Source organism: Methylovorus mays, assembly GCF_020531915.1.
In the GTDB taxonomy this organism is placed as follows: Bacteria; Pseudomonadota; Gammaproteobacteria; order Burkholderiales; family Methylophilaceae; genus Methylovorus; species Methylovorus mays.
This window is the reverse complement of the sequence record NZ_JAJAVG010000004.1, coordinates 127294-141662: the sequence shown is the minus strand read 5'-3', so window position 1 is coordinate 141662 and position 14369 is coordinate 127294. Positions and strand designations below refer to the sequence as shown.

The following is a 14369-nucleotide window of genomic DNA, read 5'->3' as shown; positions in this document are numbered from 1 at the left end:
ATTTCCTAGCCTTGCGCACGCTCAAATTCCTGCATAAAACTTACCAACGCCTGCACGCCTTCGATAGGCATGGCGTTGTATATCGATGCTCGCATGCCACCGACGAGCTTATGGCCTTTCAGCTGCAACAAGCCGCGCTGCTGTGCCTGCTTGAGAAACTCCGCATCCAGGGCTGTATTGCGCAGAGTGAATGGCACGTTCATGCGCGAGCGGTTGTCAGGCGCAATGGGTGAAACATACAGGCTGGATTCGGCAATGTAATCGTACAGCATGGCAGCCTTGCGGATATTCCGCTCTTCCATGGCAGTCAGGCCGCCATTGGCTTTCAGCCATTTGAACACCAGACCCGCTATGTAGATGCCATAGGTAGGAGGCGTGTTGTACATGGAGTCATTATCGGCGTGAATCTTGTAGTCCAACATCGTGGGCGTGCCTGGCAAGGTCTCGCCAATCAGATCTTCGCGGACGATCACAATGGTCAATCCGGCAGGCCCGATGTTTTTTTGTGCACCGGCATAGATCAGGCCATAGCGGCTGACATCAATCGGGCGGGAAAGAATATGAGACGACATATCGCAGACCAAGGGCACATGTCCGGTATCAGGCGTCCAGAATATCTCAACCCCACCAATGGTTTCATTGGAGGTGTAATGCACATAAGCTGCATCAGGATTCAGCTTCCATACACTCTGCTCGGGCGCATACGTGTAATGGCGGTCAGCCGAAGAGGCTGCCACATTGACCTCGCAATACTTGCGCGCTTCGGCAATGGCTTTTTGCGACCAGATGCCAGTGTCAATGTAGTCTGCCGCTTTCTTGTTCTTCAGCAGATTGAGCGGGATCATGGAAAACTGCGCATGTGCCCCGCCCTGCAAAAACAGTACCTTGTAATTGGCAGGAATGGCGAGCAATTCACGTAAATCCGCTTCCGCTTCCGCCGCGATGGACATGAATTCCTTGCCGCGGTGCGACATTTCCATGACGGACATGCCGGAGCCGTGCCAGTCCAGCATTTCAGCTGCGGCCTGCTGCAGCACCTCCTTGGGCAATACCGCAGGCCCTGCCGAAAAATTATAGATCTGCGTCATTCCCCGCCCCCAGTTTTTTAGTTATTCATCGGCATCATCAGTCTCGACCACTTTTTCGAGGCCAGACAGTTTTTCATTTTCACCCAGATTGATCAGGGTGACGCCTTGGGTAGCCCGGCCCAATTCACGGATTTCCTTGACGCGGGTCCGAATCAGCACACCACCGGTGGTGATCAGCATGATTTCATCTTCATCATTCACCAGACGCGCAGCCACGACACTGCCATTGCGCTCGCTGGTAGCAATGGCCTTCACGCCCTGCGTGCCGCGACCGGAGTGACGGAAGTCGGACAGCACGGTACGTTTGCCATAACCGTTTTCAGTAGCGACCAGTACGGTTTGCTTGTCATCCTCGGCAATCAGCAACGAGATCACGCGCTGCTTGGCCATCAACTTCATGCCGCGCACACCGCGCGTGTTGCGGCCCATGGCACGTACATCTTCTTCATCGAACCATACCGCTTTGCCGCCATTGGATACCAGCACGATATCGTTGGCACCATTGGTCACCTCAGCGCCAATCAGGTAATCACCATCATCCAGATTAATCGCAATAATGCCGGCGCGACGTGGGTTGGAGAACTCAACCAGCGCGGTCTTTTTCACTGTACCTTGGGCAGTTGCCATGAAAATGAAGTGATTTTCGTCGAACTCTTTCACTGGCAGGATGGCATTGATCTTCTCGCCATCTTCCAGCGGGAACAGATTGACGATAGGCTTGCCACGGCTGATACGGCTGCCTTGCGGCACTTCGTAAACCTTGAGCCAGTAGACGCGACCACGGCTGGAGAAGCACAGAATGTAATCGTGCGTATTGGCCACGAACATCTTGTCGATGAAATCATCTTCTTTAGTAGCGGTCGCCTGCTTGCCACGACCACCGCGGCGCTGGGCACGATACTCATCCAGCGGTTGCGACTTCACATAGCCGGTATGCGACAGTGTCACCACCACATCTTGCGGGGTGATCAGATCTTCCAGCGATAAATCCTGTGCGTTGTGCACAATCTCACTGCGGCGCTCATCGCCGAATTGCTGGCGGATAGCTGCCAGCTCATCCACGATCATTTGCGTCACACGCTCGGGCTTGGCCAGAATATCGAGCAAGTCAGCGATGACATCCATCACTTCCTTGTATTCATTGACAATCTTGTCTTGCTCCAGACCAGTCAGGCGTTGCAGACGCATCTGCAGGATTTCCTGGGCTTGAACATCCGACAAACGATAGCCATTCGGTGTCATGCCAAAGTCGACTGACAAGCCATCAGGACGCGAGGCTTCCATGGCAGCACGCTTCAGCATTTCTTCCACCACAGGCGAAACCCAGGTGCGTGCCATCAGGGATTTCTTGGCTTCTGGGGGCGTAGGCGCTGCCTTGATCAAGGCAATCATTTCGTCTACGTTGGCCAGTGCGACGGCCAGACCTTCCAGCACATGACCGCGCTCGCGGGCCTTGCGCAATTCGTACACGGTACGGCGGGTAATGACTTCGCGACGGTGACGCAAGAAGGCTTCCAGCATCTGCTTCAGATTCAGCAGGCGTGGCTGACCATCCAGTAATGCCACCATATTCATGCCGAAGGTATCTTGCAGCTGGGTCTGCTTGTACAGATTGTTCAGGATGACTTCAGGAACCTCACCGCGCTTGAGCTCGATTACCACGCGCATGCCGGACTTGTCGGATTCGTCACGCAGATCGGAAATGCCTTCAATCTTCTTGTCGTTGACCAGCTCGGCAATTTTTTCGATCAGGGTCTTCTTATTGACCTGGTATGGCAGTTCATCAATGATCAGCGCCTGACGGTTGCCTTTTTCCATGTCTTCGACATGGGTACGGCCGCGCATGACCACGCGGCCACGGCCGGTACGGTAGCCTTCCTTGACACCCAGCGTGCCGTAGATAATGCCTGCGGTCGGGAAATCCGGTGCGGGAATGATATCTATCAGCTCATCCACCGTGGTTTCAGGATTTTTCAGCAAGACCAGACAGGCATCGACCACTTCATTCAGGTTGTGCGGCGGGATATTGGTTGCCATACCCACGGCAATACCGGAGCTGCCATTGATCAGCAGATTCGGGATACGGGCCGGCATGATGAGCGGTTCATGCTCCGAGCCATCGTAGTTGGGGCCAAAATCGACAGTTTCCTTGTCGATATCGGCAAGCAGCTCATGCGCAATCTTCGCCATCCGGATTTCGGTGTACCGCATGGCAGCTGCATTATCACCGTCCACCGAACCGAAGTTACCCTGACCATCGACCAGCATGTAGCGCAAGGAGAAATCCTGCGCCATACGCACGATGGTGTCATACACGGCAGTATCCCCGTGTGGGTGGTATTTACCGATGACGTCACCGACGATACGGGCAGACTTTTTATAGGGTCGATTCCAGTCGTTACTCAGCTCGTGCATGGCAAAAAGCACACGGCGATGCACGGGCTTCAGGCCATCACGAACGTCTGGCAGTGCACGTCCGACGATCACGCTCATGGCGTAATCGAGGTAGGAACGGCGCATCTCGTCTTCGAGGCTGATAGGGAGGGTTTCTTTTGCGAACTGATCCATGTGGGCTATCGGCATAAAGTGGCTGTAAAGACCCCGATTTTAACACGATACGCCACACAGGGCATGCCTCTTTAAGCCGCGCACATCACAGCATCCAGCCGTTGCCAGACAAGGCGATGGCGCTATCCAATTCTTCATTTGCGGTGTAGTCTGGCACGCTGTTAGAATTTTTCATTTATTCATCAAAAAGGAGATCAATATGGCCGTACTTGTTGGCAAACCCGCCCCCGATTTTACTGCTGCTGCCGTGCTGGGTGACAATACGATCAAGGAAGACTTCAATCTGGCAAGCTACATCAAAGGCAAGGCCGCTGTCATTTTCTTCTGGCCATTGGACTTCACCTTCGTCTGCCCTTCCGAGCTGATTGCGTTCGATCACCGTCTGGATGAATTCAAGAAACGTGGTATTGAAGTGATCGGTGTTTCCATCGACTCTCACTTCACCCATCTGGCATGGAAAAATACGCCCGTGGAAAAAGGCGGCATCGGCAAAGTCGGCTACCCTATGGTGGCGGATATCAAGCATGAAATCGCCAAGGCTTACGATGTAGAGGCTGACGGTGGCGTTGCTTACCGCGGCACCTTCCTGATCAACAAACAAGGCATTGTGGTAAATCAGGTTGTAAACGACCTGCCTCTGGGCCGTGATATTGATGAGACGCTGCGCATTGCAGACGCCCTGCAATTCTTTGAAGAACATGGCGAAGTCTGCCCTGCCGGCTGGAAAAAAGGCAAGGCAGGCATGGACGCTTCTCCTGAAGGCGTAGCGAAATACCTGGCAGATAACGCCGCTTCGCTCTAAAGCACGGCAACACTATCGGGCAGATACTCTGCCCGCCATAAAAGCAAAAAGGGGCAACGCCCCTTTTTGCTTTTTACATCCTGAAGATACAGAACCCTGCCGCTTATTTGCCGCGACCACCTACCGCAATCACCACGACGCCAGCCACTATCGCCACAATACCCAGCACATTCGGGATGGGGATATTCTTTTCAGTTTCAGCCGTGGCCTTCACAGGACCAATCTGCATTACGGTTTCCTCGGACGAATAACTGATGTTTTTATACACCAGCGCCGCTGCACCCAAGGCAATCAATATCAGACCAACTACGACAGAGGATTTCATCTGGATTCCTTTCTTCTAGTTAAAACGTGGAATGACTTGCCTCAAAACTTCTTGCGGGCTTCTTCAAAGGCTTTGCGTATGTTTTCCCATGCCGCATCGCCACCCTTCTTCAGCTCCTGCCAAGCTTCGCCTGCGGACTCCTTGACCTCGCCAACGCGGATCTTGGCTTCCTCACGCTTTGCCTTCAAGGCCTCAATCTGCTGCTCATATTTGATCCGCAATTCCGCTTCAGCCTTGCGGGCCTTGGCTTCCAGCACATCAATATCGGCTGACCACTCATCCAGTTGCAGCTTCAGCTTTTCCAAATATTCGTCTTTCAAACTCATGCTAATGACTCCCATATTGTTATTGGATACCAACATACTACAGTGTGACTAACGGCAATAAAAAAAGTGCTGGGCCAATCTGGCTATCTTTAAAATACCCAAGCTAATACTAGCGTGTCAGCAACAGCAGATCAGATTTCAAGTCTTCAATGTGCTCCAGACCTACGGCTATGCGCACCAGCCCATCGCCAATGCCTGCAGCAGCCCGTGCCTCCGGGCTCACCCGACTATGCGTTGTCGTTGCCGGATGCGTGATGGTGCTCTTCGCATCCCCCAGATTAGCGGTAATGGAAATAAGGCGAGTAGCATCAATCAAGCCCCAGGCAGCATCCTTGCCACCCTTAAGATCAAAGGAAACAATGGCTCCGCCGCCGCTTTGCTGGCGCATGGCCAGCGCATGCTGCGGATGCGATGGCAAACCTGGGTAATACACCCGGGCAACCGCTGGTTGCTGCTCCAGCCAGGTGGCGAGGGCCAGGGCATTTTGCACGTGGGCGGCCATGCGTACATGCAGCGTCTCCAGGCCTTTCAGAAATACCCAGGCATTGAATGCACTCATGGTCGGCCCGGCAGTACGCAGGAAGCCATATACCGGCTCCAGCACATCACGGCGCCCCAGAACAGCGCCTCCCAGGCAACGCCCCTGCCCGTCTATGTATTTGGTAGCAGAGTGAATCACGATGTCAGCCCCAAGCGCCAAAGGCTTCTGCAAGGCAGGCGTGCAGAAACAATTGTCCACTGCCAGCAAGGCACCAGCCTCATGGGCGATCCCTGCCAAAAGAGGAATGTCGCACACTTCGGTCAGCGGATTGGACGGCGTTTCCACAAAAAACAATTTGGTGTTCGGCTTGACGGCGGCACGCCACTCATCGGGATCCGTCAAGGAAACGAACGTGGTCTCCAGCCCCCAGCGCTTGAGGATATTGCTGAACAGTTGCACCGAGGTACCAAAAATACTGCGCGATGCCACGACATGATCGCCTGCCGAGCATAAGCCCATGACTGTCGCCAGAATAGCTGCCATGCCCGATGAGGTCGCCACGCAGAACTCCGCGCCCTCCAGCGCTGCCAGTTTGTTTTGAAACATGGTGACCGTGGGGTTGGTAAACCGCGAATAGATATTCCCCGGCTCTTGCCCTCCGAAGCGGGCCGCCGCCTGAGCTGCATTTTCAAAAACGAAGCTGGAGGTCAGAAACATCGCCTCGGAATTCTCGCCGAACTCGGTATGCTCGCTACCTGCACGAACCCCCAGGGTTTCCGCATGCCAATCTTGTGTCATTGTTATTTCCTTTCTACGCCAAGAACAAACCAGCACCGAGCATAAAAAAACCCGCAATAGCTGGCGCTAAAACGGGTTTATGCACTCGCTTTAGCTGAATTTATAAGGCGCCCGCAAGCTGAGTTAAATGAATTAATCTCAAATCGGCGCAAGTTCATGATAAGCCTGCAGGCGGTACTGGTCAAGGCCAAGACCGCCCGCGAACTCATGCTTACACAGCTTCCTCGTATTCCTTGATGGTAACGAGGTTCAGGTCCAGCTGAGTGCTGGAATTGGCTGGTTTTTGGTGACCAAGCTTATCGCCACGTGCGCTTTCAACGTTGTTGAGGTAAGTTTCGTCGATATCGCCGGTGACATAATTTCCATCAAAACAGGAACAATCAAACATCTTGATATCCGGATTGCTCAATTGCACCGCCTCAATCAATGCATCCAGATCCTGATAGATCAATGCATCCGCACCAATTTCTTCACAAATCTGCTGATCGGTACGGCCAGTGGCGAGCAATTCATCCCGGGTCGGCATATCAATGCCATATACGTTAGGGAAACGTACGGGAGGCGCTGCAGAGGCAAAATATACTTTGTTGGCACCCGCATCGCGGGCCATCTGCACGATCTGCTTGGAGGTCGTACCACGTACGATGGAGTCATCCACAAGCAAGACATTTTTGCCCTTGAACTCCATCCCGATCGGATTCAGTTTCTGGCGTACGGACTTTTTGCGCAACGCCTGACCAGGCATGATGAAGGTGCGGCCAATATAGCGATTCTTGATGAAGCCTTCACGATAAGTAAGATTCAGGGCATTCGCCAATTGCAGGGCGCTGGGGCGACTGGTGTCCGGAATCGGAATCACCACGTCGATATGCAGATCACCCCACTCCTTGGCGATTTTCTTGGCCAGACTCACCCCCATATGCAAGCGGGTCTGGTAAACAGACACCTTGTCGATCACCGAGTCCGGACGTGCCAGATAAACATATTCAAAAATACAAGGTGACAGCTTGGGCTTTTCAGCGCATTGGCGGGAGAAAAAATTGCCATCCATATCGATAAAAATAGCCTCGCCCGGCTCAACATCGCGTACCAACTTGAAGCCAAGCACATCCAGCGCCACGCTCTCAGAAGCAACGATATACTCAACGCCCTTCTCTGTTTCGGATTTGCCGATGACCAGAGGCCGAATCCCATTGGGATCACGGAAAGCCAGCAGGCCAAAATTGGCCACCATCGCCACGACGGCATACGCGCCCAGGCAGCGCTTGTGGACGCCAGCAACGGCTTCAAAAATCATGTCGCTATTCAGCACCGCACTATGGGCCGTGTGCTCAATTTCATGGGCGAGCACATTAAGCAATACTTCGGAATCGGAACTCGTGTTGATGTGACGCAGATCCTGACGGAACATTTCTTCCTTCAACTGCGTGGAGTTGGTCAGGTTACCGTTGTGACCAAGCACGATACCAAAAGGAGAGTTCACATAGAAAGGCTGGGCTTCGGCGGCTGATGAAGAGCCGGCTGTGGGGTAGCGCACATGGGCGATACCGGCATTGCCCTGCAGGCTGCGCATATGCCGAGTCTGGAAAACGTCCTGCACAAGACCATTATTCTTGTGCATGTAGAACGTATTGCCATCGCAAGTGACAATACCCGCTGCATCCTGCCCGCGGTGTTGCAGAACCAGCAATCCGTCGTAAAGCAACTGATTGACCGGGTTTTTACCGACAACGCCTATGATTCCACACATGGAGTGAGCACCTTAAAAAAACGAGAATTCCGATGAAGCGCGTACGACTGTGTATACCGAAAATGGTTCTTCAGTCGTACTTGACATGCTTAGTAATATCTTGCGGAAGCCATGGCAACACACTGACCACCATCGCTTCCAATGGCGCACTGAACATCGCATTGCGCCACCTTTCATCCTTGGGCACACTGGTCAGGCCGGCCAGAAAAACCAGCACGAGCAATATCAGCACACCGCGTAACAAACCAAATATCGCGCCAAGTGCGCGATCCAGCCAGCCCAGACCGACGGTCTTGAACAACTGCCCCAGCACAATCGCCACAAGGCTACACAATAGCAAGGTGGCTAAAAACAATATGAGGAACGCTGCCAGAAAACGCAAGGCTTCTGACGGAATGGCCTCAGGTAATAAAGGCGCCAGCTCCATGGTGTAAAGCTTGGCGACGAAAAATGCCGCCACCCAGCCAGCCAGCGCCAACACTTCGCGCACGAAACCGCGCATGACGCTCAATAATACCGAAAGCCCCAGTATGCCCAACACGGCATAGTCAAATACTGTCATCAGGGACAACCCCTCACTTGCTGGTAACCACCATGCCAGTCAGGCCAGCACCCTTGATCTTCTCCAATGCCTGCTCGGCTTGCGGGCGTGTGGAGTACAACTGACTGCGCAAGCGGATTTTAGGACCTTTAGGGGTATCCAGCTTTTCTGTATTGGATTTAATACCCAAGCCTGCCAGCTTCTGTTGCAACTGCTTGACGTTGTCCGGGTCTGAGAACACGCCGACTTGCACCAGAAAACCTGCGACTTTTTCAGCGGAATCCTTTTTGGCAGCCTCTACGACTGGTGGCTTGGTTTCCGCAGGCTTGGTTTCCGTAGGTTTGACGGGGTCGGAAGCCTTTGCCACTGGAGCCGAAGGGACTGTTTTAACAGGCGCTGGAGCAGCCGCAGCCTTGGCTGGTGCAGTCTTCGATGGCGCAACAGGCTCAGGACGCGAGTCAATAGGTGGTGACAGCGGAGCGATTTCGCCCGTTGCCTCAGGCTCAGTAACAGGTTGATCCTCTGGAATGGCAGAGTGCTCGGTAGTCGCCGTTGCTTCGGGTTTGACCGGAACAATCTTGGAGTTGAATTCGCTATCCTGGCTAGGAATGGAAATGGCAATTTCTTGCTGTGGCGCCTTGCTGGCACGATCATCAAGCAGCATGGGCAATACCGTCACCATCAGCAACACGAGCGCAACTGCACCAACCAGCCGTCTACGAGCACGCTTCTTGAATTGAATTTCCTGCTCGTTCAAATTATCAGAGGCCATGGGTAAAACATCCTAGTGGTTATCAGGTGACACGGGTAAAAGCTGCATGACATCAGCCACGGTGAAAAATGATCCGAATACGATAATTCTATCATTTTCGCCTGCATCTATACAGGCTTGCCTGTAGGCTTCAGCCACCGTTCGGTATATATGCACAGGAACATCGGGATCAATCTCGGTCACGGCATCTTGCAGTTGAATAGCTTTAGCACCCCGGATCTGGGGAATGTCAGCCAGATACCAGGCATGCACCGTGGCATGCACGGCCGACACCACCCCGGGGATATCCTTATCCGCCAGCATGGCAAAAACCGCCAAGGTTCGACCGGCATTCGCCTGGGCATTCAGATTGGATGCCAGCGCAGCTGCAGCGTGAGGGTTATGCGCCACATCGAGAATGACGCTGGGTGCTGACTGTCGTACATCAAAGCGCCCTGGGAGACTCACATGCTGCAAGCCGGCATGGATTGCCTGCACATGCACAGGCAGTTTGTCATGCAGCGATTGAATCGCGGTCAGCACAGCGGAAGCATTGGAAAGCTGGAAATCCCCTGCCAAGGCTGGCAAAGGCAAATCATGCAATATGAAATCATCCCACTGGTATTGCCAGCGACCAGATTGGACCTGGTAGTGAAAATCACGATGGATACAGAGCAGCTCTGCCTGGATGGTCTCTGCATGTTTCAGGAGAGCTTCTGGTGGCGATGCATCTGCACAAATGGCGGGACGTCCAGGACGATAGACGCCGGCTTTCTCGAAACCGATGCTTTCCCGGTTATCGCCGAGATAATCCATATGATCCAGATCAATACTGGTAACGATGGCAACATCGGCATCAACGACATTCACGGCATCGAGCCGCCCGCCCAGACCAACCTCCAGAATCACGACATCCAGTGCGTGCTGACAAAAACAGCACAAGGCAGCCAGGGTACCGAACTCGAAGTACGTCAATGCGGTATCGCCACGGGCCTTTTCAACGCGAGCAAACGCAGCACAGAGGTCAGCATCCGCAGCCTCACGGCCCATGATACGGACCCGCTCGTTGTACCGCAGAATGTGGGGGGAGGTATAACAGCCTGCGCGATAACCGGCTTGCAGATAGACCTGCTCCAGCATAGCGCAGGTGGACCCTTTGCCATTGGTGCCCGCGACAGTAATAACCACGAAATCAAGAGGCAGATCAAGGCGTTGCCTTACCGCCTGCACACGATCCAAGCCCATGGCGATAGACTTGGGATGTAACGCTTCTATGTATTGCAGCCAGCCCTGCAACGAGTCAGGCGACGTTGAAAGATCAGTCACAATACGAGGAGAATCAGGCAACAGCTGGTAATTTGGTCATGCTACTGATCAGGTTGGCCAGCTTGTCACGCATTTCACGGCGATCAACAATGATATCCACCGCGCCATGTTCCAGCAGGAACTCCGCACGCTGGAAACCCTCAGGCAGGGTTTCGCGAACGGTTTGCTCGATCACACGTGGACCGGCAAAGCCAATCAATGCTTGCGGTTCTGCAACAATCACATCGCCCAGCATGGCAAAACTGGCGGAAACGCCACCCATGGTCGGATCCGTCAACACCGAAATATATGGCAAGCCGGCACGACCAAGCGCGGTTAAGGCGGCGCTGGTTTTCGCCATTTGCATCAGCGAGAACAGGCCTTCTTGCATACGGGCGCCGCCACTGGCGGAAATGCATACAAAAGCGGAGCGACGCTCAATGGCGGCATTGACGCCGCGCACAAAGCGCTCACCGACCACCGACCCCATGGAACCACCCATGAACTTGAATTCAAACGCAGCGGCCACCACCGGCACAGCCTTGATGCTGCCTTGCAACACGATCAGTGAATCGGTTTCTCCCACATCGGCCTGGGAAGACTTGATGCGGTCGGCATAACGCTTGCTGTCCTTGAATTTCAGCGGATCGACCGGCTGCACTTCAGCACCAATTTCGGAACGCCCCTCTTCATCCAGCAGCATGGCCAAACGGGCACGCGCTGAAATCCGGTTGTGATAGCCACACTTGGGACAAACTTCAGCATTCTTTTCGAGATCGGTACGATACAGCACGGATTCACACGAAGGGCATTTGCTCCAGAGACCTTCTGGTACGGTCTTTTTATTAATGCCCGTCGGGCGATTGATCTTGGGGGGAAGTAGTTTTTGTAACCAGCTCATGGCATGTCCTTTTTAAGCAGCGTCTACCGCGATGCGCAATTCTTTCATCAGCGCAGCCACGTTATCAACGAGATTTTGATCATTGGATTGTTCCACAGCCTGCACCATACGGCTGCCCACCACCACAGCATCGCCAATGGCAGCAACCGCCGTTGCGGTAGCAGCATCACGCACACCAAAGCCCACGCCCACTGGCAAATCCGTCAGGGTGCGGATTTCGGCCACCTTCTGCGCCACCTCTTCAATATCGAGGTTTTTAGCGCCAGTCACCCCCTTGAGGGAGACATAGTAAACAAAGCCGCTGGCCTGATTCACAATCACCTCAACGCGAGCAGGCTCGGTTGTTGGCGATAACAGAAAAATGGGGTCAATACCGCGCGCCTGCAACAAGGCTGTGAATTCCTTGCACTCTTCTGGCGGGTAATCCACCGTCAGCACGCCATCCACTCCGGCTGCCTGGGCGCGATCAGAAAACTTTTCCTGCCCCATGGCTTCTACCGGGTTAGCGTAGCCCATCAAAATAATCGGCGTCACGTTATCCTGCTGGCGGAATTCACGCACCATCTCCAGCACGCGGCTTAAGCCCACGTGATGGACCAATGCCCGCTCGCTGGCACGCTGAATAACAGGGCCATCTGCCATCGGGTCTGAAAAAGGCACACCAAGCTCAATCATATCGGCACCGTTCGCCACCATGGTGTGCAACAGCTTTACGGTAAGGTCTGGGTGCGGGTCTCCAGCGGTAATGTAAGGGACGAGTGCTTTTTTTCCCTGCTGCTTGAGCTGATCGAACGTGGTTTTTATGCGAGACATGAATGGGATCTTAATGACTGTATGGATTAGAGAGTGATGCCGGACAGACCAGCCACCGTGTTGATATCTTTATCGCCACGACCGGACAAATTCACCAGGATGACTTGGTCGGGCGACATGGTCGCCGCCATTTTCTCTGCATAGGCCAAGGCATGGCTGGATTCCAGCGCAGGAATAATACCTTCGGTACGGCACAGACTATGGAACGCCGCCATGGCTTCGTCGTCCGTGATGGCGACATATTCAGCACGCTTGCTATCTTTCAGCCATGCGTGCTCGGGACCCACTCCCGGGTAATCCAGGCCGGCCGAGATTGAGTGCGTCTCGATGATTTGACCGTCTTCATCCTGCATCAGGTAGGTGCGGTTGCCATGCAACACGCCGACTGAGCTATTCGCCGTCAATGGCGCCGCATGCTTGCCGGTTGCCAGTCCCAAGCCCGCCGCCTCAACGCCGATCAGGCGCACGTTTTCTTCATTGAGATAGGGGTAGAAAATACCCATGGCATTCGAGCCGCCGCCCACACACGCCACGACAGCATCTGGCTGACGTCCGATCATCTCCTGCATTTGCTGCTTGGCTTCTACGCCAATCACCGCCTGAAAGTCCCGAACCATCATGGGGTAAGGATGCGGGCCAGCCACCGTACCAATGATATAAAAGGTATTGGAGATGTTGGTTACCCAGTCGCGCATGGCTTCATTCAGCGCATCCTTGAGGGTTTTTGAACCACTTTCCACCGGCACGACGGTCGCGCCCAACAGCTTCATGCGATAGACATTGGGAGCCTGGCGCTTCACATCCTCAGAGCCCATGTAAACGACACATTCCAGCCCCATGCGAGCTGCAATGGTGGCCGTGGCAACACCGTGCTGCCCTGCCCCCGTCTCGGCAATCACGCGCGGCTTGCCCATGCGTTTTGCCAGCAAGGCCTGCCCCACGGTGTTATTCACCTTGTGCGCGCCCGTGTGGTTGAGGTCTTCCCGCTTGAGATAAATGCGAGCGCCGCCAACACGTTCAGACCAGCGTTTGGCATAGTAAATAGGACTTGGACGGCCTACAAAGTACTTCAGATCATGTGCAAATTCGGCCAGAAATTCAGGGTCATGGCGAAAGCGCTCATACATGACACGCAATTCTTCCAGGGCTTCCACCAGAGTTTCTGCGACAAAAATCCCGCCGTACGGACCAAAATGGCCTCTGTCGTCAGGCATATCATAAAGCTGCATCTGTAACTCCTCGCATGAATGCGGCAATTTTGCCAGCATCCTTAATTCCTTTTTGGGACTCGACACCACCACTGACATCCACAGCGTAAGGTCGAACCTGCTTTATCGCCTCTGCCACATTATCCGCATTCAGCCCCCCTGCCAGCACAATAGGCATAGGCAGGTTTGGCGGAACAAGTGTCCAGTCAAAGCGCTGCCCCGTGCCGCCAGCAACACCTTCGACATGGGCATCCAGTAGCAGCGCGCAGGCCTGTTGGTAATCGAGGGCGTATTGTAGCAAATTTGTGTCGGGCCTGACGCGTATTGCCTTCATATAAGGCCTGGCATAACGCTGGCACTCTTCAGGGGATTCATCACCATGAAACTGCAAGATGTCCAGGCGTACTTCATTCAGCACCCGTTCAATATAAGCTGGCTCGGCATTAACAAACAAACCGACAACTGTCACAAATGGCGGCAAGCTGCGGATAGCCTCCTTGGCCTGCGCAATATTTACGTGGCGCGGACTCGCTTCCACAAAGACCAGACCAATCGCATCAGCGCCATGCTCTACGGCCGTTATCGCATCTTCGGCGCGGGTGATCCCGCATATTTTGACTCTGGTACGCAACATTGTGCTCTTTGATGAATCCGGAATTAATTGAGATCGCTAGGTTAACTGAAACGTTCTTGCATGTCACATTGCGACAAA

At 53.8% G+C, this 14369-nt stretch carries 14 protein-coding genes; 1 reads left to right on the top strand and 13 read right to left on the bottom strand.

Going from position 1 to position 14369, the window contains the following annotated elements; genetic code table 11:
- Window positions 1–5: 5 nt before the first annotated feature.
- Window positions 6–1088 (bottom strand): 3-phosphoserine/phosphohydroxythreonine transaminase, encoded by a 1083-nt coding sequence (gene serC, locus LG203_RS02940; RefSeq protein WP_230344423.1) that lies wholly within the window; start codon window positions 1086–1088, stop codon window positions 6–8.
- Window positions 1089–1109: 21 nt separating this feature from the next.
- Window positions 1110–3656: a DNA gyrase subunit A gene (gene gyrA / locus LG203_RS02935; protein WP_230344422.1), complete on the bottom strand. Its 2547-nt coding sequence runs from the start codon at window positions 3654–3656 to the stop codon at window positions 1110–1112.
- A 199-nt stretch (window positions 3657–3855) separates the two neighbouring features.
- Here gyrA and LG203_RS02930 point away from each other — a divergent pair, with 199 nt between their 5' ends.
- Window positions 3856–4458 (top strand): peroxiredoxin, encoded by a 603-nt coding sequence (locus tag LG203_RS02930; protein ID WP_013442378.1) that lies wholly within the window; start codon window positions 3856–3858, stop codon window positions 4456–4458.
- Between the two features lie 103 nt (window positions 4459–4561).
- Here the strand turns inward: LG203_RS02930 and LG203_RS02925 are convergent, their stop codons facing one another.
- The 11 genes from LG203_RS02925 to LG203_RS02875 form a co-directional block, all read right to left on the bottom strand.
- On the bottom strand, window positions 4562–4783 hold the full coding sequence (locus tag LG203_RS02925; protein ID WP_013442379.1) for a hypothetical protein: 222 nt from the start codon (window positions 4781–4783) through the stop codon (window positions 4562–4564).
- Window positions 4784–4824: 41 nt separating this feature from the next.
- Window positions 4825–5109 carry a sll1863 family stress response protein gene (locus LG203_RS02920; protein WP_015830211.1) on the bottom strand — a complete coding sequence of 95 codons (285 nt, stop codon included), beginning with the start codon at window positions 5107–5109 and terminating at the stop codon, window positions 4825–4827.
- A 109-nt stretch (window positions 5110–5218) separates the two neighbouring features.
- Complete coding sequence (locus LG203_RS02915; protein ID WP_230344421.1) at window positions 5219–6388, bottom strand: O-succinylhomoserine sulfhydrylase; 1170 nt, start codon at window positions 6386–6388, stop codon at window positions 5219–5221.
- A 211-nt stretch (window positions 6389–6599) separates the two neighbouring features.
- A complete protein-coding gene (purF, locus tag LG203_RS02910) occupies window positions 6600–8138 on the bottom strand; it encodes an amidophosphoribosyltransferase (RefSeq protein ID WP_230344420.1) in 1539 nt (512 codons plus the stop codon).
- 70 nt (window positions 8139–8208) lie between these two features.
- On the bottom strand, window positions 8209–8700 hold the full coding sequence (locus LG203_RS02905) for a CvpA family protein (RefSeq protein WP_230344419.1): 492 nt from the start codon (window positions 8698–8700) through the stop codon (window positions 8209–8211).
- A 13-nt stretch (window positions 8701–8713) separates the two neighbouring features.
- The gene (locus LG203_RS02900; protein WP_230344418.1) at window positions 8714–9451 is read right to left on the bottom strand and encodes an SPOR domain-containing protein; all 738 of its coding nucleotides are present in this window, start codon (window positions 9449–9451) and stop codon (window positions 8714–8716) included.
- Between the two features lie 12 nt (window positions 9452–9463).
- Window positions 9464–10756 (bottom strand): bifunctional tetrahydrofolate synthase/dihydrofolate synthase, encoded by a 1293-nt coding sequence (gene folC, locus LG203_RS02895; protein WP_230345020.1) that lies wholly within the window; start codon window positions 10754–10756, stop codon window positions 9464–9466.
- 13 nt (window positions 10757–10769) lie between these two features.
- Window positions 10770–11636 carry an acetyl-CoA carboxylase, carboxyltransferase subunit beta gene (accD, locus tag LG203_RS02890; protein ID WP_013442386.1) on the bottom strand — a complete coding sequence of 289 codons (867 nt, stop codon included), beginning with the start codon at window positions 11634–11636 and terminating at the stop codon, window positions 10770–10772.
- A gap of 12 nt (window positions 11637–11648) precedes the next feature.
- On the bottom strand, window positions 11649–12449 hold the full coding sequence (gene trpA, locus LG203_RS02885; protein WP_230344417.1) for a tryptophan synthase subunit alpha: 801 nt from the start codon (window positions 12447–12449) through the stop codon (window positions 11649–11651).
- A gap of 26 nt (window positions 12450–12475) precedes the next feature.
- Window positions 12476–13678 carry a tryptophan synthase subunit beta gene (gene trpB / locus LG203_RS02880; RefSeq protein WP_230344416.1) on the bottom strand — a complete coding sequence of 401 codons (1203 nt, stop codon included), beginning with the start codon at window positions 13676–13678 and terminating at the stop codon, window positions 12476–12478.
- Entirely contained in the window at window positions 13665–14288 is a 624-nt protein-coding gene (locus LG203_RS02875) for a phosphoribosylanthranilate isomerase (RefSeq protein WP_230345019.1), read from the bottom strand. Before LG203_RS02875 ends, trpB begins: the two co-directional genes overlap by 14 nt.
- Between the last annotated feature and the right edge of the window lie 81 nt (window positions 14289–14369).